The organism is Methylobacterium sp. AC433, from assembly GCF_979253015.1.
The window spans coordinates 78,666-102,994 of the sequence record NZ_CEEDBN010000012.1 but is presented as its reverse complement, the minus strand read 5'-3'; the positions used below and the strand labels follow the sequence as shown (position 1 = coordinate 102,994).

Here is a 24,329-nt window from a genome sequence, read left to right as displayed (position 1 = left end):
GGAGAGGTCACGCGTGCGCGGATTGACGAAAGTCCCGGGTCCCCGCGAGATCCGCGGCCGCAACCAGGAGGGCGGCGGCGACCGCATCGAACGCACGCCTCAGGTGCCGCAGACCGGCTGGGACGTGGTGCTCGTCTGGTTCATGCGGGTGATCGCCCTGTTCTGGCTGGGCAAGGCCGTCGCCACCTGGGCCGGCATCCTCGACATCCTGCCGGGCGGCCGTCCCTTCGAATCGGAGACGCTCGGGCGCCAGAGCGTGATCGTCTACTTCGCGGTGATCGACCCGATGGCGGCGGTCGGCCTCTGGCTGACGAGCGCCTGGGGCGGCGTGGTCTGGCTGCTGGCCGCCACGAGTGCCTTGACCCTCGCCGTCCTGACGCCGCAGCTCCTGCCAATAACGCCCGTATACATCGCAATACAGGGCGGAATTATTGCGTTGTATTTTATCTTGTCTTTCCTGGCGGCGCGGGAAATCCGGTAAACGGCGTGTTACGATGATCGCTTCATCTTGCATTTACCGAGAGAGGTAAATCGCAAATTCATCCTATCGCTTAAACCGTCTTTCATCTGCGACTCCTAGGTTGGCTTCATGAGCGGTGGCGAAGAACACCGGCCCTGAAACACCAGAGACCTGAAGAGGCCCATGATGAAGTCCCAGGCTGCCAAGGTTAGCAAGACCGACACCGCTCCCGAGACCGCTCCGGCGCACGGCTCTTATCTGGAGGCCCTGCACCTCGTCGAGCGCCTGCACCGCCGACTCCTCGACGTCATCAAGGACGAGTTCGAGCGCCGCGACCGCGAAGACGTCAACAGCGTCCAGGCGCTGCTGCTCTACAACATCGGCGACAAGGAGCTCACCGCGAGCGAGCTGCGCACGAAGGGCTACTATCTCGGCTCGAACGTCTCCTACAACGTCAAGAAGCTCGTCGAGGCCGGCTACCTGCACCACGCCCGGTCGAAGACCGACCGCCGCTCGGTCCGCATCAGCCTGACCGACAAGGGCCGCCAGGTCCACGACATCATCCAGAGCCTCTACGACAAGCACGCCCGTACCATCCAGCCGATCGGCGGCATCTCGGACGACGATTTCGGCCGCCTGAACACCGCGCTCAGCCGCCTGGAGCGCTTCTGGACCGACCAGATCCGCTACCGCCTCTAAGGACGGACGCGCCCGCGACCCCGCCGACCCAGCAAGCCCGGTTCGCCGGGCTTGTTCGCGTTCGAGACCAGACCGCGGGACCCGACCCGTGCGGCAGGCTCACCGGGACCCGGTACGAGGCCCCCGAAGGACCGCGGGTGCCGTGCCGGTCAGGAGCCGGCGTGCTCGGACGATTCCTCGCCGGCCGGCTTGCCGTCGTCGCGGGCGCGGTGAAGCATGAAGATCGCGAACACCATCGTGAGGATCAGGCCGGCGAGGACGCCGAGCTCGATCATCGAGGCCTGGAACAGCGCCTGCTTCTCCGGCGACCAGTCCTTGGCGTGGGTGATCTCCGACGATTGCAGGGTGATGACCAGGACGCGCCGGATCGAGGCGATGAGCCCGACGATGAGGAACGGCTCGCAGGTGAGCTTGCCCGAGCGCATCGACACCCGCACCGTGTGCAGGATCTCGATCAGCATCAGCAGGAACAACAGCCGATCCACCACCTCGAGGATCTGGTCGGCGCCGCCGAGGTGGCGCAAGGCTTCCCAGGTCAGCGCGGAGGCATCGATCAGCGCGACGAGGGCGGTCAGCGCGAGGAGAAGACCGAGCGCCGCGTAGATCGCGTGCTCCGTGTGCAGAAAGACGAAGCTCGCCGCGCGCGTGAGCCGGCCCTGATCCTCCCGGTCGTCGGACATGACGCTCTCCCCCCATTGGTTGAGACGATCAGACAGGATCGGCGCCGGGGCGTCCAGCGTGGGCGGGCTTCGAAACCCCTCCCTCCGGCCCGTCAAGGCCGGCCGGAGGGATCACGACCGCGTCAGGATCGGGCGGAAGGCGGGCGAGGGGGCTCTTCAGGGGTCACAGCATGTCCTCGACCCGGATCGGCAGGGTGCGGATGCGGCGGCCGGTGGCGTGGAACACCGCGTTGGCGATCGCGGCGTTGACGCCGATGATTCCGAGCTCGCCCAGGCCCTTGAGGCCGAGGGGGTTCACGGCGTCGTCCGGGTCGGGCACCAGCAGGGCCTCCACCGCCGGCGCGTCGGCCGCCGTCGCGACGAGGTACTCGGCCAGATCCGCGTTGCGGTAGTGGCCACGGTCGAGGATCGTCTCCTCCAGGAGCGCCGAGCCGAGGCCCCAGATCATCCCGCCGGTGAGCTGGCTGCGCGCCGTCAGCGGGTTGAGCACGCGTCCGGCCGCGAAGGCGCCGAGGAGGCGCGGAACCCGGATCTCGCCGGTCTCCTCGTGGACGAGCACGCGCGCGAACTGGGCGCCGAAGGCCCAGGACACCGCCTCGCTGCCGGCCCCGGTGCCGAGGGCCATCTTGCCCGATTCGATCGCCTCCAGCGCCTCCGGCCCCTCGGGCGTGAAGGCGGTCACGGTCTCGATCCCGGCGGGGTCGAGCCCCGCGACGACGGTCCCCAGCGGACAGGTCCGCCCGTCCGGCGCGACGAGCGCGCCCGCCCGCAGACGCAAAGCGGCGGGATCGGCGCCGGCCAGGGGTCCGGCCCCGGTGGCGGCCTGTGCCAGGCGGGCGCGAAGCGTCTCGCAGCCCTGCGCCAGGGTGTGGAGCAGGCTCGTCGTCGTGGACGATCCCCCTGAGAGGCCGGCGGCGGGCAGGTCGGTGTCCCCGAGGCGGACGTCGACCGATCCGGGCGCGATCCCGAGCCATTCGGCGGCGCCGAGGGCCAGGAGCGTGGTGATCCCGTTGCCGATCTCGTGGTGGGCGCTGGCGACCGTGGCGCGGCCATCGGCCCCGAGACGGATCCGCATGGTGGCGGGGGAGATCTTCACCGGCCGGGCCGACGCGGCGCAGCCGAGGCCGACCCGCCAGGGGCCGTCGCGCATCCGCCCCGGTTCCGGATCGCGCTCCGGCCAGCCGAAGGCCTCCGCGCCGGCGTCGAAGCAGGCCATCAGCGGGCGGGAGGAGAACGGCTTGCCCGAGATCGGGTCCGTGGCCGTGTCGTTGCGCCGGCGCAGGGCGATGGGATCGAGCCCGAGGGCGACCGCCATCTCGTCGACGGCGCTCTCCAGGGCGAAGAGATAGGGCACCTCCGGCGGCGCCCGCATCGGCCCCGGCGTGTTGCGGTCGACCCGCGCGGCGCGCTCGTCGGTGCGCACGGCCGGGCAGGCATAGAGGCTCGCGGTGACGTCGGTGCCCTCCATGGCGAAGGGGTCGAAGCGCGAGGCGATGACCGCGGCCTCGTGCACCAGGGCGGTGAAGCGCCCGTCGCCGGTCGCCCCGAGGTGGATGTCGTGCCGGGTCTCCGGACGGTAATTGGCGATGGTGAAGCCGTCCCGGCGGCTCGCCACCAGGGAAACCGGCCGCCCGAGGGCGCGGGCCGCCAGGGCGACCGGCGCCGTGTACTGGGCGAGGGCGAGCTTCGCACCGAAATGGCCGCCGATCAGGCCCGACACCACCCGGATGTCGGCCGGGTCGAGGCCGAGTTGCGCGGCCAGGCCATGCCGGACCGCGCCGATGTAGCGCGAGGGCTCGTGGATTGTGAGGCGCGGGCCGTCCCAGGCGCAAGTCGTGCCGAACAGCTCGATCGGGTTGTGGTGCTGGATCGGCGTCCCGTAGCGGGCGCTCACCGTCACCGCGGCCCGCGCCAGGGCACCGTCGGCGTCTCCGGTGCGGGGGTCGTGGTGCTTCGGCTTCAGGTCGGCGAGCCGCAGGGTCTCGGCCAGGGGGGCGTCGAACCCGTCGGCGAAATCCTCGGCCGCGTAGCGCACGATCGTCCGGGCGGCGGCCTCCCGGGCGGCCTCGATGGTCTCCGCCACCACCAGGGCGACGATCTGGCCGGCATAGGCGACCGCGTCCGAGCCCAGCGGCAGGTGACCGCTATTGGCGTAGCCCCCGGCCATCAGGTGCTTCACCGGCCGGATGGCACCGGCGAAGTCCCGGTGGGTGAAGATGCGCAGGCAACCCGGAACCGCCTCCGCGGCGGCGAGGTCGAAGCCGATGATCCGTCCGCGCGGGATCGTGCTGGTGACCAGGGCCGCATGGGCGAGGCCCTCCAGGCGCGTGTCCGAGGCATAGGTCGCACGGCCCGTGACCTTGGCGGCGCCCTCGACGCGGGGATGCGGATGCCCGAGCCAGGCCGGGTGGTCGAGCGCGTCGGTCGGTATCGCCATCGGCCTCTCCTCGCCTCACCGCAGGAGTAACCGCAGGACCGGCCCGCCCGATCCGGGCGCGACCCCGAGTCGCTCGACGCCGGCCCTCAGGCGAGGAAGGGCAGCAGGTGGTCGAGCACGATCTCGGGCGCCTCCTCCTGGAGCAGGTGCCCGCAGGGCAGGGCGTGTCCGTCCACCCGGTCGGCCTTCTCGCGCCAGGTCGCGGCGACGTCGTAGAGTTGCCCGACCGTGCCCTGCGCACCCCAGAGGGCGAGGAGCGGCGCGGTGACCCGGCGCCCGGCCGCCTCGTCCGCGGCGTCGTGTTCGAGGTCGATGCCGGCCGCGGCACGATAATCCTCGCAGATCGCGTGGATGCCGCCGGGGGCGCGGTAGCAGCGCAGGTATTCCCGGATCAGCGCCTCGCTCGGGATGCCGGGCGTCCGGCTCTGGCCGGCGAGGTGGTGACGCAGGTACGCCTCCGGATCGGCGCCGATCATCCGCTCGGGCAGCGGCGCCGGCTGGATCAGGAAGAACCACCAGAAATACCGGGTCGCGAAGGCGCGGTCGGTGCGGGCGTACATCGTCTGCGTCGGCGCGATGTCGAGGACGGCGAGGCGGTCCACCGCGGCGGCATGGTCGAGGGCCATGCGGTGCGCGACGCGCCCGCCGCGATCATGCCCGACCACGGCGAAGCGCTCGTGGCCGCAGGCGCGCATCAGCGCGACGGCGTCGGCCGCCATGGCCCGCTTGGCGTAGGGCGCGTGATCGGCCGCCGAGGCCGGGCGATCCGAATCGCCGTAGCCGCGCAGGTCGGGGGCGACCACCGGATGGCCGGCCTCCCGCAGCCGGGGCGCCACCGCGTGCCAGGTGGCGTGGGTCTGGGGATGGCCGTGCAGGAGCAGCACCGGCAGTCGGTGACCGTCGGGGGACCGGGCGACCCGGAGCCGGATATCGGGCAGCGCCACGTCGTCGAGGTCGAAGCCGGACAGGAACGGGCACGGCCCGCGGCGGGTGATGTCGATCGGCGGCATGGCGTTCCGGAGGCAGCGCAGGGAGGTTTCGGCCGTTCACGCGGTCGCGTTCCGCCTCAACCCTTCCAGTTCTTCAGGGCCGCGAACGGGCTCAGCGCGGGGTCGGCCGCTGGCGGGTTGAGCACCGGCTCGACCTGCGCGATGGCGTCCGCCAGGGAGAAGGCCGAGCCGCTGGTCAGCTTCCCGCCGGCGGCGTCCTTGTGCCCACCGCCGCGGAAGCGCCGCGCGCCGTCGAGGGCGGTCTCGTTGTTGGAGCGGAAGGACATCGTGCCGGCCCGCTGCACGTTGAGGACCCGCTTGGCGCGGCCGCTCTCCATGATCAGGTCCGAGACTCGCTGGAAGGTGCCCGAATCGAGGCCGAAGGACATCAGCGTCCCGTCCGAGAGGGGATGGAAGAGGTCGGAGCGGGCGAGCACCCGGGCGATGCGCATGCGGGTGGTGAGCGTGCGGTCGTCGCCTTCGTCGTCGGCGAGGTAGGCGTCGAGGATGGCCTTGCGCAGGGCCGGCACCTGGCCCTCGATCACGGCCGGGGACGCGCCGTCGCCGAGCAGGCGCGCGACCCCCAGCAGGAGGTCGCCGACGAAGCGGTCGTGCCAGGGATGGCCGATCGGCACGAGATTGGAGACGTTGTCCCAGAACATCTCGTCGAGGCTGAGGCCGCTGCGGAATTCCGGGCGGTCCTTGCGCCAGAGGTCCACCGCGTCCACCGCCGTCACCAGGGCGCCGAGGATCGGGTCCTCGCCGGCCGCGCGGGTCGCGTAGAGCGCCCGGTGCTCGTAGGCCATGCGGGTGGCGCAGCGGGCCTCGTCGATGAGCACGACGATGTTCGGGTCCCCGAGGTCGAAGCGCAGGAGGCCCGGTACGTCCGGATCGGCCTGCGGCGCCAGTCCCTGGTCGCGCAGCTGGTCCACCGACGAGGCGTGGTGGTCGAGCACGACGAGGCGGTGGCGCGCCTCCGGCTCGCGCCGGCGGTTGAGGGCGGCGAAGTTGCGGATGAACGTCACCGCGACCGCCTCGAGGCCGAGATCGGTCATCAGGATCATCTCGGGTGCCGCGGTCTTGCCGAGGCGCTTCAGCTCGGTCTCGACCACCGGCCCGACATCGGAATAGCGCGGCACGTGCACGATCCGGGCGACGTCGGCGAACTGGCCGACCACCGTGGAGGCGCCGTAGCCGTCGAGGTCGTGGTGGGTGATCTGGGTGATGTGCACGTGCCTGTCCTCGGGCGGGTCGCGAAGCGCGGACGCCGCGTGTCGTACGGCGTCCGTCGCGTTGTCTGGGCGCCCTTATGGGGCACGCCCGCCTCCGGGGCGAGCCCTGCCGCGCCTGCGTCGGTTCCGCGGTGGATCGCGGGAAGCCCGGGCTTGATTCCCGCGCCCGAACCGGGATTCTGCGAACAGACCACGAACACGGGCCGACAAACGATCGGGAGGGGCGTCCGCGATGGACCCGGACGACGCGGGCGCGATCCGCAAGATCATCCACATCGACATGGACGCCTTCTACGCCTCCGTGGAGCAGCGCGACGATCCCGCTCTGCGGGGCCGGCCGGTGGCGGTGGGCGGATCGCGCGAGCGCGGGGTCGTGGCGGCGGCGAGCTACGAGGCGCGGGCCTTCGGCGTGCGCTCGGCCATGCCCTCGGTGACGGCGCGCCGGCTCTGCCCCGACCTCGTCTTCGTCAAGCCGCGCTTCGAGGTCTACCGGGCGATCTCCGAGCAGATCCGGGCGGTCTTCGCCGAGCACACCGACCTGATCGAGCCCGTCGCCCTCGACGAGGCCTATCTCGACGTGACGGAGAACCGGCAGGGGCTGCCGACCGCCACCGCGGTGGCCCGCGCGATCCGGGCCTCGATCCGCGCGCAGACCGGGCTCGTGGCCTCGGCGGGCGTCTCCTACAACAAGTTCCTGGCCAAGGTCGCCTCAGACTTCCGCAAGCCCGACGCCCTGTTCGTGATCACCCCCGCCATGGGGCCGGCCTTCGTCGAGGATCTGCCGATCGGGCGCTTCCACGGCATCGGGCCCGTCACCGAGGCCCGCATGAAGGCGCTCGGCATCCTGACCGGGCGCGACCTGCGCGCCCTCAGCCTCGAGACCCTGACGGCGCGGTTCGGCGCCTCGGCGCCCTACTATCACGGGGTGTCGCGCGGGATCGACGCGCGCCCGGTCCGGGTGAACCGGATCCGGAAGTCCATCGGCGCCGAGAATACCTTCTCGGAGGATTCGGCCGACTACGCGGTGCTCGCCGGGCGCCTGACGCCGATCCTCGACAAGGTCTGGGGAGCCGCCGCCGCCAAGGAGGTCCGGGCCCGCACGGTGACGCTGAAGGTGAAGTTCGCGGATTTCGAGCAGATCACCCGGGCCCGCTCGCTGCCCGGCTTCGTGCCGGACCGCTCCGCCCTGGAAGAGGCCGTGCTGGCCCTCCTGCGCGACCTGTTCCCCCTGCGGCGCAGCGTGCGCCTCCTCGGGGTCTCCCTCTCCGCCCTGGAGCACGGCCCGGCCCCCGAACCGCGCCAGCTCGGCCTCGGCCTGTGATCCGGATCCGCACGCCTCAGGGACAGGCCGGCGCGGCGACGATGCGCTGGCCGCGCCGCAGGACCAGGATGAAGGCGAGGCCGAGCGCCGCCATCGCGGCCCCGGCCACCGAGACCGCCGGATAGCCTCCGCCGAGGTCGATCACGAGGCCGCCGAGGGCCGCACCGATGGCGTTGCCGAGGTTGAACGCGCCGACGTTCAGCGCCGAGGCGAGGTTGGGCGCCTCGCCGGCCTCAGCCATCGCCCGCATCTGCAGGGGCGGCACCAGGGCGAAGCTCGCGACGCCCCAGAGCAGGATGAGCGGGGCGGCGACCCAGCGCGATTCCATCCCGACGGCGAAAACCCCGAGCAGCACCACCAGCGCCACCAGGGACGCGATGATCGTTCCGTCCACCGTGCGATCGGCCAGGCGTCCGCCCGCCCAGTTGCCCAGGGTCAGGCCGACGCCGTAGGTCACCAGCATGGCCGTGACGAAGGACGTGTCCGCTCCCGCCTCGATGCGCAGGATCGGGACGATGTAGGTGAAGACCGTGAACATCGCGCTCGACCCGAGGACCGTGAGGGCGAGCGCGCCGAGGACGGCCGGCCGCGCCACGACCCGAAGCTCCGCGCGGATATCGGGGGCGCCGTCCACGGGCAGGGGCGGCAGGGCGAGCCGCAGCGACAGCATCGCGACGGCGCCGATGCCGGCGATGCCCCAGAAGGCGGCCCGCCAGCCCAGCACCTCCCCGACCCAGGCGGCGAGGGGCACGCCGCCGATCGTCGCGACGGTCAGGCCCGAGAACATCGCGGCCACCGCGGCCGCGCGCCGCTCGGGCGGCACCAGGCCGGCAGCCACCACCGATCCGATCCCGAAGAAGGCGCCGTGGTTGAAGGCCGTGACGATCCGGGCCGCGAGCAGCATCGCGTAGCCGTCGGCGAGGGCCGAGATCACGCTGCCCGCAGTGAAGATGCCCATGAGGCCCACCAGCAGGGCCCGGCGCGGCACCCGCGCGAAGGCGAGGGTCATCAGCGGGGCCCCGATCAGGACGCCGAGCGCATAGGCGCTGACCAGCAGGCCGGCGGCCGGGATCGACACGCCGAGATCGCTGGCGATCAGCGGCAGCATGCCCATCGGCGAGAATTCGGTGACGCCGATCCCGAAGGCGCCGATGGCCAGCGCCAGCAGGGGAGGATGGATTGTCATGGGGGAGGCCTCTCGGTAATCGTTCCCGACAGGCACATGATGCAGCGCGACACAGGTCGGTAGCCGAATCTTCGGACCGACATCCGTGACTCAGGAGCACGAATGCAGCGCGATCGGATCGACCGGACGGGGGAGATGGCGGCGTTCGTGGCCGTGGCGCGGGAGGGCAGCCTGTCCGCGGCGGCCCGCGGCCTGGGGCTGACGGCCTCCGCCGTCAGCCGCATCGTCACCCGCCTCGAATCCCGACTCGGCGTCCGGCTGATCGTGCGGACCACCCGCACGCTGCGCCTCACCGCCGAGGGCGCGGCCTACGCCCGCGCCGCGCGCCGCATCCTCGCCGACATCGAGGAGAGCGAGAGCGCGATCGCCGACCAGGCCTGCCCGCGCGGACGGGTCCGGATCAGCACCGCCTCCGCGCACGGCCGGCTGGTGATCGTGCCGCTGCTGGCGGCGTTCGTGGCCCGCCATCCCGGCATCAGCGTCGACATCGACCTCAGTGATCAGGTCGCCGACATTCTCGGCGGCCGGGCCGACGTCGCGATCCGGTTCGGGACCCTGCCCGACAGCCCGCTCACGGCGCGCCGGCTCGGCGATACCGGCCGCACCGTCGTGGCCTCGCCCGCCTACCTGGCGCGGGCCGGAACACCGCAGGTCCCGGCGGATCTCGCCCGGCACAACTGCCTCGACTTCAACTTCCGCCGCGCCGAGCCCGGCTGGCCATTCCGCGCGGACGGACGGGACCACCTGCTGGCGGTCTCCGGCAACATGACCGCCAACAACGGCGAAACGCTGGTCCAGCTCGCCCTCGGCGGGGTCGGCATCACCCGCGTCGGGAATTTCCACATCGCCGACGAACTCGCGAGCGGGCGCCTGGTGCCCCTGCTGGAGCGCTTCAATCCGCAGGATCGGGAGGCCATCCACGCGGTCTTCGTCGGCGGCGCGGCGATGCCGGCGCGCGTCCGGGTGCTCATCGACTTCCTGGCGGAGGCCCTGCGCGGGCCGAACGGATCACCGGCGGCCGGCACGCCACACGCAAACGAAAGGGGCGCTACCCTCTCGGATAACGCCCCTTCGGATCAGCCGGTCCCGCGGGCGGGACCCGCGATCTCCCTTAGTTGAAGGGATCGATCTCGGCGGACTCGTAGCTCGTCACTTCCATGCCGACGCAGACTTCCTGGACGATGGGGGCAGACCACTTCATGACGTCTCTCCTGGTTGGTTTTGGGGGTGAAAGCCGAACCCGGCCGGGTTCGATCCGCCTTACGGCTAAGGACAGGCCTCGAAAGGCCGCGCCTTAGTTGAAGGGATCGATCTCGGCGGACTCGTAGCTGGTGACTTCCATGCCGACGCAGACTTCCTGGACGACGGGGGCGGACCACTTCATGGGAAACTCCTTCGTGTTCGACCCCCTCGATATGCCGTTGTGTTGGGCACAATACAAGCGCGCACTACACTTATATTTCTCATAGGATCGCGAGAAAGTGCCGGCCCCGACCCCGCTGCCGAGTCCGTGCGCCGTCATCAGACCGGAAAACCAGTGATATGATGCCGGCGACTTGGCCCGATGCGGGCAATGGCGGCAGCCGCGATGAGGGGGCGACGGCACGGGTGCAAAGGAAAGATCCGGCCGGCTCCGGTTTCGGCTTGACGCCCCGGGGAGGGGAGGCGCACTGACGCGCCGCCGAGCGGGCTCGCGCGGGGGTCACGACTCACCGGGCGGCACGCCTCGGCTCCCTCTCGACGATTCCGATGCCCAGCGACAATCCAGACCGATCGCCCGCGCCGTGCGCGGCCGCCTCCGCTCCCTCCGCCTGACGCCCCGCTGCCCGGGCTCCGGCGGCCCGGCGCGGGACGGCCCCACACGGCCGGATCGCGCGCCCTGCGAGGTGAGCCCATGAACGAGATCGCTTCCTTCCCGACCGGCATCGATCCGGCGGTGCTCGCCGCCCGCCTGTCGGACGAGCGCGCGCCCGACATCGTCGAGGCGTTGAACGAGGAGGCGCCCGAGGTCGCCGCCGCCATCCTGCTCGGCCTGCCGGTGGAGCGGGCGATCGAGGTGCTCGACCAGCCCGAGCTCGACTGCGCCGCCGACATCATCGAGATGCTGCCGCGCGACCGGGTCGCCTCCTTCCTGTCGGGCATGTCGGCCGACCGCATCACCGACCTCTTCCGCGAGATCGAGGAGCCGGGCCGCTCGGACCTGCGCGCCCGCCTCGACGCCGAGACCCGCGGCGCCGTCGACCGGCTGAGCACCTACGGCGAGGAGACCGTCGGCTCGCTGATGACGACGGAGTTCGTCGCCGTGCCGGGCAGCTGGACGGTGCAGCAGACCCTCGATCACGTCCGGCAGGTGGAGAAGACGCGCGAGACCATCTACGCGATCTTCGTCCTCGACCCCCGCACCCGCGCGCTCACCAAGGCCGTGCCCCTGCGCCGGCTGATCACCGGCGGGCCGGACGACAACGTGCTCTCGGTGGCGCCCAACCGCCGCCCCCTGGCGGTCTCGCCCACCGCGAGCCGCGAGGAGGCGGCGCGCCTCATCTCGAAATACGACCTCCTCGCCCTGCCCGTCATCGACGCGGTCGGCCATCTCATCGGCATCGTCACGGTGGACGACATGATCGACGCCATGGTGGAGAAGCAGACCCAGGACGTGCAGCGCTTCGGCGGCATGGAGGCGCTGCCCGAGCCCTACATGGACATCCGCTTCCCCACGATGATCCGGAAGCGGGCGGGCTGGCTCTGCGCGCTGTTCCTCGGCGAGATGATGACCGCCACCGCCATGCAGGGCTTCGAGGGCGAGCTCGAGAAGGCCATCGTCCTGACCCTGTTCATCCCGCTGATCATGAGCTCGGGCGGCAATTCCGGCAGCCAGGCCACCTCGCTCCTCATCCGCGCCCTCGCCCTGCACGAGGTGCGCCTGCGCGACTGGTGGCGGGTGGCCCTGCGCGAACTCCCCACCGGCCTCGTGCTCGGCACGATCCTGGGCGCGATCGGCATCGTCCGGATCGTGGTCTGGCAGAAGACCGGGCTCTACGATTACGGCGTGCACTGGCCCCTCGTGGCGGCCACAGTCGGGGCGGCGCTGGTGGGCATCGTCACCTTCGGCTCGCTCACCGGCTCGATGCTGCCCTTCCTGCTGCAGCGCCTCGGCTTCGACCCCGCCACCGCCTCGGCCCCCTTCGTCGCCACCCTCGTCGACGTCACCGGCCTCGTGATCTACTTCTCGGTGGCGATGCTGATCCTGCGCGGGACGCTGCTGTAGGCGGGCTCAGATCCGGGGTCGGAGGCTCGTGTCGCTGAGCACCGAGCTGGCGAGGCGGTCCGGCCCGATCTCATTCGCGGAGTAGCCGACGAGGGCGGCCAGGCTCTCGCGGGCGCGCCAGACGCGGCTCTTCACCGTGCCGATCTTGCAGCCCATCACGGTGGCGGCCTCGTCGTAGGTCATGTTGTCGATGGCCACGAGCGTCAGGGCCTGGCGCAGGGTCGTCGACAAACGTCCGATGGCGGCGTTGACGTCCTCGAGGTCGAGGACGGACCCCTGTGCCGGCAGGGTCACCAACTGTGCCGCGTAGCTGCCGTCGCTGTCCTCCACCTCGTGCACGCGCTTGCGCTGGCCGGAATAGAAAGTGTTGCGCATGATGATGGTCAACCATCCGCACACGTTGGTACCGGGTGTGAAGCTCTCGCGGTACATCCAGGCCCGCAGCATCGTGTCCTGAACGAGGTCGTCGGCGCGGGCGGCGTCGCGGGTCAGGGACAGCGCGTACTTGCGCAGGCCCGACGCATGGTCCTGCAGGCCCTGCCGGACCTCCGCCGTGAGGGTCTCGCCCCGGGCCGCGAGCGCCGCTTCGAGCCGGGCCAGCAGGCTGGCGAAGCGGTCGGGCTGGCCGTCATCGAGGGACGCATAGGTATCGCGCAGGTGCTGCCCGAGGGATCGTCGGACCGCCGGCTCCAGCAGGGGCGCGGTCTGGGTCGGGGCGGCAGGTCCTGATTGCGATGTCATCCAGTGTCTTCTCAGCCTATCGGGCGGGCACTGGCCCACCCCTTCAGTCCGAGAGAGTGTGCAAAACAAGGAACACACCCGCATCAACACAGGTTAATGGGAAGACATTCAAAGGTCTTTGCACGCTTTCGTACAGTCAAGCCTGCGCACAACAACGATAACGCAAAGCTTCTTCTTGAAATTGTATTATAGAAATACGACAAAGAGCCCGCCGCGGCCATAGCCGGGCGGGCCGAGTCCAGGGAGGAACGCATGATGCGTAGCCCTTTAACCCGCCGGACCGAAGAGTGTTCAATGTGGGCGGGAGGCGAAGATCCGGCGGCCAGGGCCAACCCCATGGCGGAGAGCGGCCGATCCGATCATGCCGCCCCGAGCCGTCCTCGCGGGATGCGCCTGCGAGCCGCCTCCGCGAGGGGCGGAGCGGAAGACGCCGCCCGGATCAGGCGGCCTCGATCAGCCGGCGATACTCGGCCTCCGGCACGCCGTAGCTGTCCCCCGCCACGGACAGGAGCCCAACCCGGTCGAGAACCTCGATGCGGCCGCGCCGCGCCTTGATCAGGCGATTGCCTTCCAGCATCTGCAGGGTCAGCGTCACGGTGGTGCGCTGCACACCGAGCATGTACGACAGGAAGTCGTGGGTCACGGTGAGTTCGTCGCCGAGGACGCGGTCGTGGCACATAAGCAGCCAGCGGGCGAGGCGCACCTCGATGTTGTAGCTCGCATTGGCGAAGGCCGTCTGTGCGGTCTGGACGAGCAGGGTCTGGACGAAGCGCAGCAGCAGGTTGCGCAGGGTCAGGCTGTGCTCGGCGGCCGCCAACAGCGCGGCGGCCTCGATCGCCAGCATTTCGCCCGCGTTCTGGACGAAGTGGTCGTAGGGCGTGCGATCGCTCCCGAGAAGGACCGGGGCGACCCCGACCACGCCCTCGGGCCCGATGATGCCGACCTCGACCTTGCTCGTCCCGGCCGTGGTGATCGACGCGTAGCCGGCCTCAGGAAAATAAAGGTCCTGGATCGGCTGGTGCGGATAGATCAGCCCCTGACGCAACTCCGTCGGCATCGACCGCAGGTGCGGCTGAAGCAAGCTGTAATCGCCCGGGGAGAGACGTTTGAGCAAACGGTTGCGAACGACAGATTGCTCTAACAGCGACACGGCCCTGTCCCTTGGGGCAAGAGCATAAATAGTCTCTCACGGACCCACAATCAGGAATATATACAAGCGATTTCTCGACTATCTGTACGATGCGAGACAAAGGCAAGCCTGGCCGGGCATCTGTCGGGTAGTCGACATTCCCCGAATGTCGGGCACCGCACCAAAGGTCCGAAGCGCTGCCAGAGCCATCGATTGTGGATTTATAAAGCGCGCGATTCGGGGAATACGGGAGCGGGGCCACGACCCGAAGGGCGGCGGCGCAAGGTTCCCGGCCGTGACGGCGAGGAGATCCCGCATCCGGGTGCATGGGCGGATCACGCACCGAATTGCGTGCCCGGAGATCGGTCGGATCGAGGATCAGGGGTGCCGTGACGGATGTTGTGAAGCCGAGGCCGGATGGCGGGGATCGTGCCCTGCCGCGGGCGCCGGAGCGCGCGCGGTGAGGGCGCCGGAGCGCGCGCGGTGAGGGCGCCGGAGCGCGCGCGGTGAGGGCGCCCTTCGGCCGTCCAGGACAGGGGTCGGGCGTCCCGGATCCGCGTGACGGGAATGGGACGAACCCGCTGGTCCGCAGGTTGGAGCATTTCGGTGCCCTGACGGCCGAGGACCGCGCCATCCTGTCGGAGTTCTGCGCCGATCCGTTCGCGGTCGGCGCCCGCACGGAGATCGCACAGGACGGCGCGCGGCCCACAGGTGCGTTCGTCCTCCTCGACGGCATGGCCTGCCGCTTCAAGCTCCGGGCGGATGGAACCCGCCAGATCCTCGCCTATCTGGTGCCGGGTGATTTCTGCGACCTGGACATCGCCCTGCTCGACCGCCGCGACCACGCCATCGCCGCCCTCTCGGCCTGTCGCGTCGCGCGCATCGGGTTCGATGCGCTCCGAGACCTGACCGCTGCGCAGAGCGCCCTGATCCCCCTGATGCGCCGGGCGTCCCTGGTCGACGACGCGATCCTGCGCGAATGGCTGATCAATCTCGGCTCCCGCTCGGCGATCGAGCGGATCGCGCACCTGCTCCTCGAATTGCTGATGCGACTGCGGGCGGTGGGACTGGCGCGGGCCGACGGATACGACCTTCCGGCCTCCCAGGTCGATCTGGCCGACTCGACCGGCCTCTCGACCGTTCACGTCAACCGAACGCTGCAGGAGCTGAAGCGCCGGGAACTGATCGAGATGCGTTCCCGCATCCTGCAGATCCGGAACGTCCCGGGCCTGACGAACCTGAGCGGCTTCGACCCGCGCTACCTCGCGCCGGGACCGACGATCGATCGCTGACCGGTCGGCCCATGGGATCGGTGGGCCGACCGGTCGCGCAGGCGTGGGCAGGTGTGATAGCCGGGCCGATTAGGGGATCGGGCGGGCCACCGGGTGCGCCGCGCGGATGTCCTCCGGGAGGGCCTGGAAATCGGTGTAGCCGGCCTCGCGGGCCATCGCGTCGAGGGCGGATGCGGCGTCGCACGCGCTGCCGGTCCAGAGGACGGCCCCATTCGTCTGCTGGCGAACCTCGAAGATGCTCATGATTCGTTAACCCCGTGAGGCGAAAGGTCTATAGTCACCCTAACGTGACGACGCGCCGAAAGTTGCGGGCGGCAGCACCGAACGGGATCGCTTCGGGCGCGTCGCGGACGCCGCCCACGAGGTGCGCCATGAAAACGCCGGTCTCGCGCTGCATGCCCCGGATTTCCGACGTCGACGAGCGACCCGCCATGCGATCCCTCCTGCGATCCCTTCGGCCCGCATCGTTCGCCGGGGCACCCCTGCTCGCCCTCGGGATGCTGGCCGCCCTCGGGATAATGGCCTTGGGAGCTCCGGAGTGCCGTGCGGCCGAGCCGGCGGCCGTTCCCGACCCGGCCGCCGTCGCACCGGCGGTCACGGTGGTCCCGGCGGTCCAGCGCGAGGTCGTGGAGCTCGCGGTCGTGACCGGGACGCTCGTGCCCCGCGACGAGATTCTGGTGGCGCCCGAGATCGAGGGGACCCGCATCACCGAGCTCCTGGTGGAGGAGGGGGCCCAGGTCGCCCGCGACCAGCCCCTGGCGCGGCTCTCCCTCGAGATGATCGTGACCCAGGAGGCCGCCAATGCCGCCGCCATCGCCAAGGCGCAGGCCGCGATCATCCAGGCACGCAGCCAGATCGTGCAGGCCGAGGCCGCGCAGGTCGAGGCCAACCTCGCCCTCGAACGGACGCGCAGCCTCATCCGCACCGGCAACGCCACCGCCGTGACCCTGGAGCAGCGCGTCTCCGCGGCGCAGGGCAACGAGGGCCGCCTCGCGGCCGCCCTCGGCGGGCTCCAACTCGCCGAGGCCGATCTCGCCACCGCGCGGGCGCAGGGCGCCGAGATCGCCCTGCGGCGCGCTCGGACCGAGATCCGCGCCCCGGAGGCCGGGATCGTCAGCCGTCGCACCGCCCGGGTCGGCGCCACGGCGACCGCCGCCGGCGAGCCGATGTTCCGCCTGATCGCCCGCGGCGAGATCGAACTCGAGGGGGAGGTGCCGGAAGTCTGGATGCCGCGGCTTCATGTCGGTGATCCGGCCCGCCTCGACTGGGACGAAGGCCGGACCCTGAAGGGGCGGGTGCGGCGCATCGATCCCGAGATCGACCGCACGACCCGCCTCGGGCGCATCCGCATCAGTCTCGACCCCGATCCGGGCCTGCGCATCGGCGCCTTCGCCCGCGGCAAGGTCGAGGTCGCGCGCCGCACCGGCGTCGCGGTGCCGCTCTCGGCCGTGCTCTACGGGGCCGATGGCGGCGCGAGCGTCTTCATCGTCGCCGGGGACCGCGTCGAAGCCCGCCGGATCGTCCCCGGCCTCGCGGCCGACGGCGTCCTGGAGATCCGCTCCGGTGTGAAGGCCGACGAGGTGGTGGTGGCCCGGGCCAGCAGCTTCCTGCGCGACGGCGACCGCGTCCGGCCCGTCATTCCGCCCGTGAAGGCGGCCGATGCCGCTCCCCGCTGATCGGATGATCCCATGCGCCTGAACATCTCGGCCTGGGCGATCCGCAAGCCCATCCCGTCCCTCGTCCTCTTCCTGGTGCTGGTGGTCCTCGGGCTCGTCAGCTTCCGCGCGCTGCCGATCACGCGCTTTCCGAACATCGACATCCCCATCGTCTCCGTCCAGGTGCTGCAATCGGGCGCCGCGCCCTCCGAACTGCAGACCCAGGTGACCAAGGTGGTCGAGGATGCGGTGGCGGGCGTGAAGGGCGTCAAGCACGTCATCTCGACGATCTCGGAGGGCGTCTCCAGCACCACCATCGAGTTCCGCCTGGAGGTGAACAGCGACCGGGCGGTCAACGACGTCAAGGACGCCATCTCGAAGGTGCGGGTGAACCTGCCCCGCACCATCGAGGAGCCGATCATCAACCGCGTCGAGATCGCGGGCCTGCCGATCATGATCTACGGCGCCTCGGCGCCCGCGATGACGCCGGAGGACCTGTCCTGGCTCATCGACGACGTCATCGCCCGGCAGGTGCAGAGCGTGAAGGGCGTCGGCGGCGTCGAGCGCCTCGGCGGCGTCGCCCGCGAGGTCCGCGTGACCCTGAAGCCCGACCGCCTGCTGGCGCTCGGGATCACGGCCGCCGACGTGAACCGGCAACTCCGCCTCACCGCCGCCGACATGGCCGGCGGGCGCGGCGAGCTCGGCGGGCAGGAGCAATCCATCCGGACCCTGGCGGGGGCGGCCAGCCTCGACACCCTGGCCGAGACCTCGATCGTCGTGCCGGGCGGCCGCAAGGTCCGCCTCGACGAACTCGCCAGCCTCGTGGACGGCTCGGAGGAGCCCCGGACCTTCGCGCGCTTCAACGGCGAGCCCGTGGTGGCCTTCGCGATCTCGCGCTCCACCGGGGCCAGCGACGCGGAGGTCGCGGTCGGCGTCGCCAAGCGCATCGCGGAACTCGGCACCCGTCATCCGGGCGTGCGCTTCGACCTGATCGACACCTCGGTCACCAACACGGTCGGCAACTACCACTCGGCGATGCTGAGCCTCGTCGAGGGCGCGACCCTGGCGGTCATCGTGGTGTTCCTGTTCCTGCGCGACTGGCGCGCCACCCTGATCGCCTCGATCGCCCTGCCGCTCTCGGTGCTGCCGACCTTCTGGGTGATGAGCAGCCTCGGCTTCTCCCTGAACGCCGTCAGCCTGCTGGCGATCACGCTCGTCACCGGCATCCTGGTCGACGACGCCATCGTGGAGATCGAGAACATCGTCCGGCACATGCGCATGGGCAAGTCGCCCTATCGCGCCGCCCTGGAGGCCGCCGACGAGATCGGGCTCGCCGTCATCGCCATCACGGCGACGATCATGGCGATCTTCGCCCCCGTCTCCTTCATGAGCGGCATCGCGGGCCAGTACTTCAAGCAGTTCGGCCTCACCATCGCGGCGGCGGTGTTCATGTCGCTCCTCGTCGCCCGCCTGATCACGCCGCTGCTGGCCGCCTACTTCCTGCGCGACCACGGCCCCGACCACAGGCGCGAGGGCCCGGTGATGCGGGGCTATACCCGCGTGGTCGCCTGGTCCGTGCGCCACAAGTTCATCACCCTGGTGCTGGGGCTCGCCTGCTTCGCCGGCTCGATCCTGTCCACCGGCCTGCTGCCGGCCGGCTTCCTGCCGGCGGAGGACGCCGCCCGCACCATCTTCGTGGTCGAGCTGCCGCCGGGCGCACGCCTGTCCGACACCACGCAGGTGACCGACGGCCTCGTCGAGCGCATCCGCGCCCTGCCGGAGGTGCGCAGCGTCTTCGTCGATGGCGGCCGCCAGTTGCCCGCCAAGAAGGAGGTCCGCCTCGCGACCTTCACCATCAACCTCACCCCGAAGAACACCCGTCACCGGACCCAGAAGCAGGTCGACATCGCGATCCGGTCGATCCTGCACGACGTGCCCGACATCCGGTTCTGGGCCCTGCGCGAGGGCGGCCAGCGCGACGTCACCCTGATCGTCTCCGGCCCGGACAAGGTGGTGGTGGCCGAGACGGCGGCCCGGCTCCAGCGCGAGGCGGCGGGGGTGCCGCATCTCGTCAACGTGCTCTCGACGGCGCCCCTGGACCGCACCGAGATCCGCATCCGGCCGAAGGCCGGGGTCGCGGCCGATCTCGGGGTCTCCACCGACCTCATCGCCGAGACGGTCCGGGTCGGCACGATCGGTGACATCGGGGCGAATCTGGCCAAGTTCAACACCATCGACCGGCAGGTGCCGATCCGGGTGCAGTTGCCCGAGCGACTGCGCGGCGACCTCTCGCAGATCGAGACCCTCAAGGTTCCGGTGAAGGGCGGCGCGGCGGTTCCGCTCTCCACCGTGGCCGATCTCAGCCTCGGGCGCGGCCCGACCGCCATCGACCGCTACGACCGCGCCGTTCGCGTCGCCCTGGAGGCCGACATGGAGGGCTCGGACGCGCTCGGGGCGCTGATCGGTGCGGTGCTCGCCCTGCCCACCGCCAAGGACCTCCCGCCCGGCGTCACCATCCGGCAGACGGGCGATGCCGAGGTGATGGGCGAGGTGTTCGAGGGCTTCGCCCTCGCCATGGGCGCCGGCCTGATGATGGTCTTCGGCGTGCTGGTGCTGCTGTTCGGCAACTTCCTGCAGCCGCTCACCATCCTGTTCTCGCTGCCGCTCTCCATCGGCGGCGCGATCCTCGGCCTGCTCATCTTCAGCAAGCCCATCTCGATGCCGGTGGTGATCGGCATCCTGATGCTGATGGGCGTGGTGACGAAGAATGCCATCATGCTCGTCGATTTCGCCGTCGAGGAGATGGCCCGCGGCGTCGACCGGGTCACCGCCATCGTGGATGCGGGCCGCAAGCGGGCGCGGCCCATCGTGATGACCACCATCGCCATGGCGGCCGGCATGGTGCCCTCGGCCATGGCGCTCGGCATCGGCGGCGAGTTCCGGGCACCCATGGCCATCGCGGTGATCGGCGGCCTCATCGTCTCCACCGGCCTGTCGCTCGTCTTCGTGCCGGCGATCTTCATCCTGGTCGACGACCTCTCGCGGCTGTTCGTGCGCGCCTTCGGCCGCTTCGTCGGCGCGGTCGACGAGCCGACGGAGGGCGCGTTCGCCTTGCCGCCGACCCACACGGCCAATGACCCGAAGCCGCTCTTGCCGCCGCGCATCGCCGCCGAGTAGGCCGCCGGCGGACGCGCGAAACGAGAAGGCCCGGACCTTTCGGTCCGGGCCTTCTCGTCTGCACTCGACTGTTCGAGGGTGCGATCAGCCCTCGCTGCGGGCGGCCAGGCGGCTCGCGGCGAAGCAGAGGCCGCCGGCGACGATGAAGAGCACCACGAAGGTCTTCACGGTGGCGTAGAACAGCGCCGGCTCGATGCCCGCATCCGTGTAGAGCACGGCGCCGATGGCGGTGATCGGCAGGAGCAGCAGGATCAGGAGGGGGGTCAGCGGGCTGTTCATCGGCGGGTCTCTCAACCTCTGTCGGACCCGGCTCACCGGCCCCTGTGGCGTTTGCTGCGCTCCTCATAGCATCGCCCCGCCCCCGGCGCCAAGACGGATCGAAGACGGATCGGCCACGCTTGCCTGCGGTCCACGCTTGCCTGCGATCGATGAGCCCGGATCAGGCCGGGATCCGGACCGTGGCTCGCAGGCCCCCGAGCGGGCTGTCGTGCAGGCTGACGTCGCCGCCATGCGCCCGGGCGATGTCGCGGGCGATGGAGAGCCCGAGGCCGGAACCGCCGGCATCCTGGCGCGCGTCGTCGAGGCGCACGAAGGGCTTGAACACCTCCTCGCGCTGCTCGGGCGCGATGCCGGGCCCGTCGTCGTCGATGGAGACCAGGAAGGCGCGGGCCTCGCGCCGGCCGGTGATGGCGACGGTCTCACCGTAGCGGGCGGCATTGGCCGCGAGGTTGAAGAGGCAGCGCCGCATGGCGTCCGGCCGCAGGGTCAGCTGCGGATGGTCCTCCATCTCCACGGCCTCGACATGGGCGCCGAGGCGCTCGACGTCGGTGCGCAGATCCTCGAGGAGCGCCCGCATGTCGGTGGGCACCGCCACCTCGCCCGAATCGCCGCGGGCGAAGGCGAGATAGGCCTCCAGCATCCGGCTCATCTCGTCGACGTCGCGCTGCAGGTCCTCGACCTCGGGGGTCTGCTCGACCAGGGCGAGGGAGAGCTTGAACCGCGTGATGATGGTGCGCAGGTCGTGGCTGACCCCGTTGAGCATCGTCGTGCGCTGCTCCATCGCCCGCTCGATGCGCCGCTTCATCTCGATGAAGGCGTGGCCGGCCTGGCGGACCTCGCGGGCGCCGCGCGGCCGGAACTCGATCTCGCGGCCCTTGCCGAAGCTCTCCGCGACGGCGGCCAGCCGCAGGATCGGCTTGATCTGGTTGCGCAGGAACAGGATGGCGACGCCGAGCAGCACCAGGGACGAGCCGCTCATCCAGAGCAGGAAGATGTGCGAGTTCGAGGCGTAGGCCATGCTGCGCCGGGCGGTGACGCGCATCACCCCATCGGGAATCGAGACCCGGATCTCGATCAGGCTGGAGCGGCCCACGGTATCGATCCAGTAGGGACGCCGGATCTGGCGCCGGATCTCGTCGGAGAGCGCCTCGTCGAGGATCGAGAAGAACGGCCGCGGTCCCGCCGGCGGCAGCTTGGCCCCCTTCAGGATGTCGACGTCGAGGTTGAGCCGGTCGTTGGCGATCCGGGTCAGGGTCTCGGAATCCTTGTCCTGGGGATAGCTCTCGTAGATGTCGATCAGCGCGGCGACGTCGGCGGTGACGGCCGAGGAGAGTCGGCGCGTCACGAGCTGCCAGTGGCGCTCCATGAAGGTGTAGGCGATCACCGACTGGAGCAGCACCACCGGCGCGATGATGATGATCAGCGAGCGCGCATAGAGCCCCTTGGGCAGGACGTCGCCGATGGCGCGGCTGACCAGCCGCCACATCCGTCCGGGCCGGGGCAGGGCGGCGAGGCGGGTCGCCGTGCGCTGGAGGAGGCCGGTGGCGGCCATGGGCTCAATCGACCGCGAGGCGGTAACCGACGCCCCGCACCGTCTGCAGGAACAGGGGATTGGCCGGATCGACCTCGGTCTTGCGGCGCAGGCGGTTGATCTGCACGTCGATGCTGCGCTCGGCCGCGAGGCCGCCGCTTCCGGCAAGCGCCTCGCGCTCGACGTTGGCGCCGGCGGCCTGGGCCAGGATGGTGAGGATCTCCCGCTCGCGCTCGGTGATTCGGATGACCTCGTCCTCGCGGCGCAGCTCGCCGCGGTCGATGCGGTAGGCGAAGGGTCCGAAGGTCACCGTGTCGTGGGCGAGGGCGCGCCCGCTCCCCGCCTCGCTGCGGCGCTTGATGATGTTCGACAGGCGCAGGATCAGCTCCCGCGGCTCGAAGGGCTTGGGCAGGTAGTCGTCGGCGCCGATCTCCAGGCCCATCACCCGGTCGTTGGGATTCGAGCGGGCGGTCAGCATCAGGATCGGAACGCGCGAGGTCTGGCGCACCTCCCGGGCGTAGTCGAAGCCGCTCTCACCCGGCATCATCACGTCGAGCACCAGGGCGTCGAAGACGAAGCACTGCGCCTTGGTGCGGGCTTCCGGCACGTTGCCGGCGGCGGTCACGCGAAACCCCTGCTCGTAGAGGAAGCGCGACAGGAGCTCCCGCACCCGGCGGTCGTCGTCGACCACGAGGATGTGCGGCGCGTGGTCGGGCAGGTCGGTATTCGCGCGGGCTCCGGCCATGGCCATCAGGCGACACTCCGGGCGCGCCGGGACATCAGGCGCTGCACGGCCGCGCGGGCGTCCGGCTCGATCATGCCGAACAGGAAACTCTCGGCGGAGAGGGGCGTCTCGCCGCCGCGCTCGGACGCCGCGAGGGCGCGCGCCACCCGCCGGCTCTGGACCCGCATGAGGTCGCCGGCCAGGTCCGCCCCGGCGGCGGTGCAGAACAGCAGCCGCTGGCGCCGATCGCTGGTGCCGGTCTTCTGCGCGATGTAGCCCTGCTCGATCAAATCCTTCAGCACCCGGTTGAGGCTCTGCTTGGTGATGCGCAGGATATCCAGGAGTTCGGCGATCGTAAGACCCGGATAGCGGTCGACGAAGTGCAGCACCCGGTGATGCGCCCGGCCGAAGCCGTACTGGGCCAGGATGCGGTCGGGGTCGCCGACGAAATCCCGGTAGGCGAAGAACAGCAGTTCGATGAGGTCGTCGCCGGAGCCGGAGCCGGAGGCGGGCGGCGCGTCGGCCTCGGCATCTCTCATCGCGTGGGCAGTCACGTCCGGGGCGACCTCGATTTACGTCAGCGTTGTTGACATGTTCCAGCCCCGTCGCGACCCGTCAAGTCTCGCGGCGGGGCCGATGCCGCGGCCCGGAGCCATCGGTCCGGCCGATCCCGTCCCCGCACGACCGTCGCGGTCGGAACCGCCGCCGGGCGCGCGCCGCCGGCTCCGTGAGACAACTGACCGCGGGACAAGGCTCCCGCCGCGGACCGGCATCAGGAACCGGTCCGCAGGCCCCGCGTTCACCAGAACATTTCGTGAACTGGAGAAACCATCATGGCCAGCACCCAGGCATCCAAGTCCAAGGCTTCCGAATCGAAGACTTTCGGGTCGGAGGCGGACGAGAACCCGAAGACAGACCCGAAGGACGTCTCGAACCAGATCAAGGATCCGAGCCAGTGGACCACCGGCGGCGAGCCGATGACCGGCGCGCAGGCGTCCTACCTGAAGACCCTGTCCGAGGAGGCCAAGGACCCGGAGGCCTTCGATCCCGATCTCGACAAGGCCGAAGCCTCCCAGCGCATCGACGCCCTGCGCAAGGAATCCGGCAAGGCCTGATCGGGTCGCTCGGGCCGCCGGCACCGTCCGGCGGCCCGAGGGCGTTTCCCTAGGGCGAGCCGAACCTTCGACGATCCGCTTAAGTCCTCCGCAAGGAAGGTTTCGTATCCTCTCCCCAGAGCGAATTCGGCGAAAGACGTCACGGGGCCATGACCGAACTGGACATCGAACACTCCAGGAGTCGGCGGAACTCTCGGACGCGATATGGTCTCCAGGACCTGACCCGGCGCTTCCTCGATGACACGTCCGGCTCGACGGCGATCGAGTACGGCCTGATCATGGCCATGATCTTCCTCGTGATCGTGACGGCGATGCGGTACTTCGCGGACCAGACGGGCGCGATGTACAACTACATCAGCGCGAGCCTCAACAAAGGATCCTGACGGCGTGAGACCGGTCACCCGGTGCGCCGGACGG

25 protein-coding genes are annotated in these 24,329 nt (G+C 70.5%); 10 read left to right on the top strand and 15 right to left on the bottom strand.

From position 1 onward, the window contains the following. Positions 1 to 13 precede the first annotated feature (13 nt). Positions 14 to 481, top strand: coding sequence for a DUF6163 family protein (locus AC0IWM_RS16795; RefSeq protein ID WP_471756858.1), 468 nt, complete (start codon positions 14 to 16; stop codon positions 479 to 481). Positions 482 to 646: 165 nt separating this feature from the next. Next, positions 647 to 1,159, top strand: coding sequence for a transcriptional regulator LdtR (gene ldtR / locus AC0IWM_RS16790; protein WP_056470078.1), 513 nt, complete (start codon positions 647 to 649; stop codon positions 1,157 to 1,159). 149 nt (positions 1,160 to 1,308) lie between these two features. Here the strand turns inward: ldtR and AC0IWM_RS16785 are convergent, their stop codons facing one another. The 4 genes from AC0IWM_RS16785 to AC0IWM_RS16770 form a co-directional block, all read right to left on the bottom strand. Next, positions 1,309 to 1,839, bottom strand: a complete 531-nt coding sequence (locus AC0IWM_RS16785; protein ID WP_056469838.1) for a phosphate-starvation-inducible PsiE family protein — start codon at positions 1,837 to 1,839, stop codon at positions 1,309 to 1,311. 163 nt (positions 1,840 to 2,002) lie between these two features. Continuing rightward, positions 2,003 to 4,276 carry a xanthine dehydrogenase family protein molybdopterin-binding subunit gene (locus AC0IWM_RS16780; RefSeq protein WP_471756856.1) on the bottom strand — a complete coding sequence of 758 codons (2,274 nt, stop codon included), beginning with the start codon at positions 4,274 to 4,276 and terminating at the stop codon, positions 2,003 to 2,005. A gap of 86 nt (positions 4,277 to 4,362) precedes the next feature. Then, a complete protein-coding gene (locus AC0IWM_RS16775) occupies positions 4,363 to 5,286 on the bottom strand; it encodes an alpha/beta fold hydrolase (protein WP_471756854.1) in 924 nt (307 codons plus the stop codon). Between the two features lie 56 nt (positions 5,287 to 5,342). Further along, positions 5,343 to 6,497 (bottom strand): dimethylmenaquinone methyltransferase, encoded by a 1,155-nt coding sequence (locus AC0IWM_RS16770; RefSeq protein ID WP_471756852.1) that lies wholly within the window; start codon positions 6,495 to 6,497, stop codon positions 5,343 to 5,345. 232 nt (positions 6,498 to 6,729) lie between these two features. Between AC0IWM_RS16770 and dinB the strand changes: the two genes are divergently transcribed. Further along, the gene (gene dinB / locus AC0IWM_RS16765) at positions 6,730 to 7,818 is read left to right on the top strand and encodes a DNA polymerase IV (protein WP_471756850.1); all 1,089 of its coding nucleotides are present in this window, start codon (positions 6,730 to 6,732) and stop codon (positions 7,816 to 7,818) included. Between the two features lie 16 nt (positions 7,819 to 7,834). On the opposite strand, the gene AC0IWM_RS16760 is transcribed toward dinB, so the two are convergent. Beyond that, a complete protein-coding gene (locus tag AC0IWM_RS16760) occupies positions 7,835 to 9,004 on the bottom strand; it encodes an MFS transporter (protein ID WP_471756848.1) in 1,170 nt (389 codons plus the stop codon). Positions 9,005 to 9,106: 102 nt separating this feature from the next. Here AC0IWM_RS16760 and AC0IWM_RS16755 point away from each other — a divergent pair, with 102 nt between their 5' ends. Next, a complete protein-coding gene (locus AC0IWM_RS16755) occupies positions 9,107 to 10,123 on the top strand; it encodes a LysR family transcriptional regulator (RefSeq protein WP_471756846.1) in 1,017 nt (338 codons plus the stop codon). Here the strand turns inward: AC0IWM_RS16755 and pqqA (AC0IWM_RS16750) are convergent. After that, the gene (gene pqqA, locus AC0IWM_RS16750; protein WP_056213663.1) at positions 10,116 to 10,205 is read right to left on the bottom strand and encodes a pyrroloquinoline quinone precursor peptide PqqA; all 90 of its coding nucleotides are present in this window, start codon (positions 10,203 to 10,205) and stop codon (positions 10,116 to 10,118) included. The two genes, AC0IWM_RS16755 and pqqA (AC0IWM_RS16750), sit on opposite strands and share 8 nt — an antisense overlap. Positions 10,206 to 10,298: 93 nt before the next feature. Next, positions 10,299 to 10,388, bottom strand: a complete 90-nt coding sequence (pqqA, locus tag AC0IWM_RS16745) for a pyrroloquinoline quinone precursor peptide PqqA (protein ID WP_019902976.1) — start codon at positions 10,386 to 10,388, stop codon at positions 10,299 to 10,301. A gap of 510 nt (positions 10,389 to 10,898) precedes the next feature. Between pqqA (AC0IWM_RS16745) and mgtE the strand changes: the two genes are divergently transcribed. Further along, on the top strand, positions 10,899 to 12,269 hold the full coding sequence (gene mgtE / locus AC0IWM_RS16740; protein ID WP_056469852.1) for a magnesium transporter: 1,371 nt from the start codon (positions 10,899 to 10,901) through the stop codon (positions 12,267 to 12,269). A gap of 6 nt (positions 12,270 to 12,275) precedes the next feature. Here the strand turns inward: mgtE and AC0IWM_RS16735 are convergent, their stop codons facing one another. Then, a complete protein-coding gene (locus tag AC0IWM_RS16735) occupies positions 12,276 to 13,010 on the bottom strand; it encodes a sigma-70 family RNA polymerase sigma factor (protein ID WP_471756844.1) in 735 nt (244 codons plus the stop codon). Positions 13,011 to 13,449: 439 nt separating this feature from the next. After that, entirely contained in the window at positions 13,450 to 14,160 is a 711-nt protein-coding gene (locus AC0IWM_RS16730; RefSeq protein WP_471756842.1) for a Crp/Fnr family transcriptional regulator, read from the bottom strand. A 485-nt stretch (positions 14,161 to 14,645) separates the two neighbouring features. Between AC0IWM_RS16730 and AC0IWM_RS16725 the strand changes: the two genes are divergently transcribed. Further along, positions 14,646 to 15,431: a Crp/Fnr family transcriptional regulator gene (locus AC0IWM_RS16725; RefSeq protein WP_471756840.1), complete on the top strand. Its 786-nt coding sequence runs from the start codon at positions 14,646 to 14,648 to the stop codon at positions 15,429 to 15,431. 69 nt (positions 15,432 to 15,500) lie between these two features. Here AC0IWM_RS16725 and AC0IWM_RS16720 read toward each other — a convergent pair whose 3' ends face one another. Next, entirely contained in the window at positions 15,501 to 15,674 is a 174-nt protein-coding gene (locus tag AC0IWM_RS16720) for a hypothetical protein (RefSeq protein WP_200930019.1), read from the bottom strand. A gap of 34 nt (positions 15,675 to 15,708) precedes the next feature. Then, positions 15,709 to 15,864: a hypothetical protein gene (locus AC0IWM_RS16715; protein WP_471756838.1), complete on the bottom strand. Its 156-nt coding sequence runs from the start codon at positions 15,862 to 15,864 to the stop codon at positions 15,709 to 15,711. Positions 15,865 to 15,949: 85 nt separating this feature from the next. Between AC0IWM_RS16715 and AC0IWM_RS16710 the strand changes: the two genes are divergently transcribed. After that, the gene (locus AC0IWM_RS16710) at positions 15,950 to 17,107 is read left to right on the top strand and encodes an efflux RND transporter periplasmic adaptor subunit (protein WP_471756938.1); all 1,158 of its coding nucleotides are present in this window, start codon (positions 15,950 to 15,952) and stop codon (positions 17,105 to 17,107) included. Between the two features lie 12 nt (positions 17,108 to 17,119). After that, positions 17,120 to 20,263: an efflux RND transporter permease subunit gene (locus tag AC0IWM_RS16705; RefSeq protein WP_471756836.1), complete on the top strand. Its 3,144-nt coding sequence runs from the start codon at positions 17,120 to 17,122 to the stop codon at positions 20,261 to 20,263. An 84-nt stretch (positions 20,264 to 20,347) separates the two neighbouring features. Here the strand turns inward: AC0IWM_RS16705 and AC0IWM_RS16700 are convergent, their stop codons facing one another. The 4 genes from AC0IWM_RS16700 to AC0IWM_RS16685 form a co-directional block, all read right to left on the bottom strand. After that, positions 20,348 to 20,542: a hypothetical protein gene (locus AC0IWM_RS16700; RefSeq protein ID WP_056469866.1), complete on the bottom strand. Its 195-nt coding sequence runs from the start codon at positions 20,540 to 20,542 to the stop codon at positions 20,348 to 20,350. 160 nt (positions 20,543 to 20,702) lie between these two features. Next, positions 20,703 to 22,028 (bottom strand): ATP-binding protein, encoded by a 1,326-nt coding sequence (locus AC0IWM_RS16695; protein ID WP_243214642.1) that lies wholly within the window; start codon positions 22,026 to 22,028, stop codon positions 20,703 to 20,705. Positions 22,029 to 22,098: 70 nt separating this feature from the next. Continuing rightward, a complete protein-coding gene (locus AC0IWM_RS16690) occupies positions 22,099 to 22,818 on the bottom strand; it encodes a response regulator (protein ID WP_471756936.1) in 720 nt (239 codons plus the stop codon). 5 nt (positions 22,819 to 22,823) lie between these two features. Then, positions 22,824 to 23,336, bottom strand: a complete 513-nt coding sequence (locus AC0IWM_RS16685) for a MarR family winged helix-turn-helix transcriptional regulator (protein WP_471756834.1) — start codon at positions 23,334 to 23,336, stop codon at positions 22,824 to 22,826. Positions 23,337 to 23,630: 294 nt separating this feature from the next. Here AC0IWM_RS16685 and AC0IWM_RS16680 point away from each other — a divergent pair, with 294 nt between their 5' ends. Continuing rightward, positions 23,631 to 23,912 carry a DUF3072 domain-containing protein gene (locus AC0IWM_RS16680; protein WP_471756832.1) on the top strand — a complete coding sequence of 94 codons (282 nt, stop codon included), beginning with the start codon at positions 23,631 to 23,633 and terminating at the stop codon, positions 23,910 to 23,912. Between the two features lie 149 nt (positions 23,913 to 24,061). Further along, on the top strand, positions 24,062 to 24,295 hold the full coding sequence (locus AC0IWM_RS16675) for a Flp family type IVb pilin (protein ID WP_471756830.1): 234 nt from the start codon (positions 24,062 to 24,064) through the stop codon (positions 24,293 to 24,295). Positions 24,296 to 24,329 lie beyond the last annotated feature (34 nt).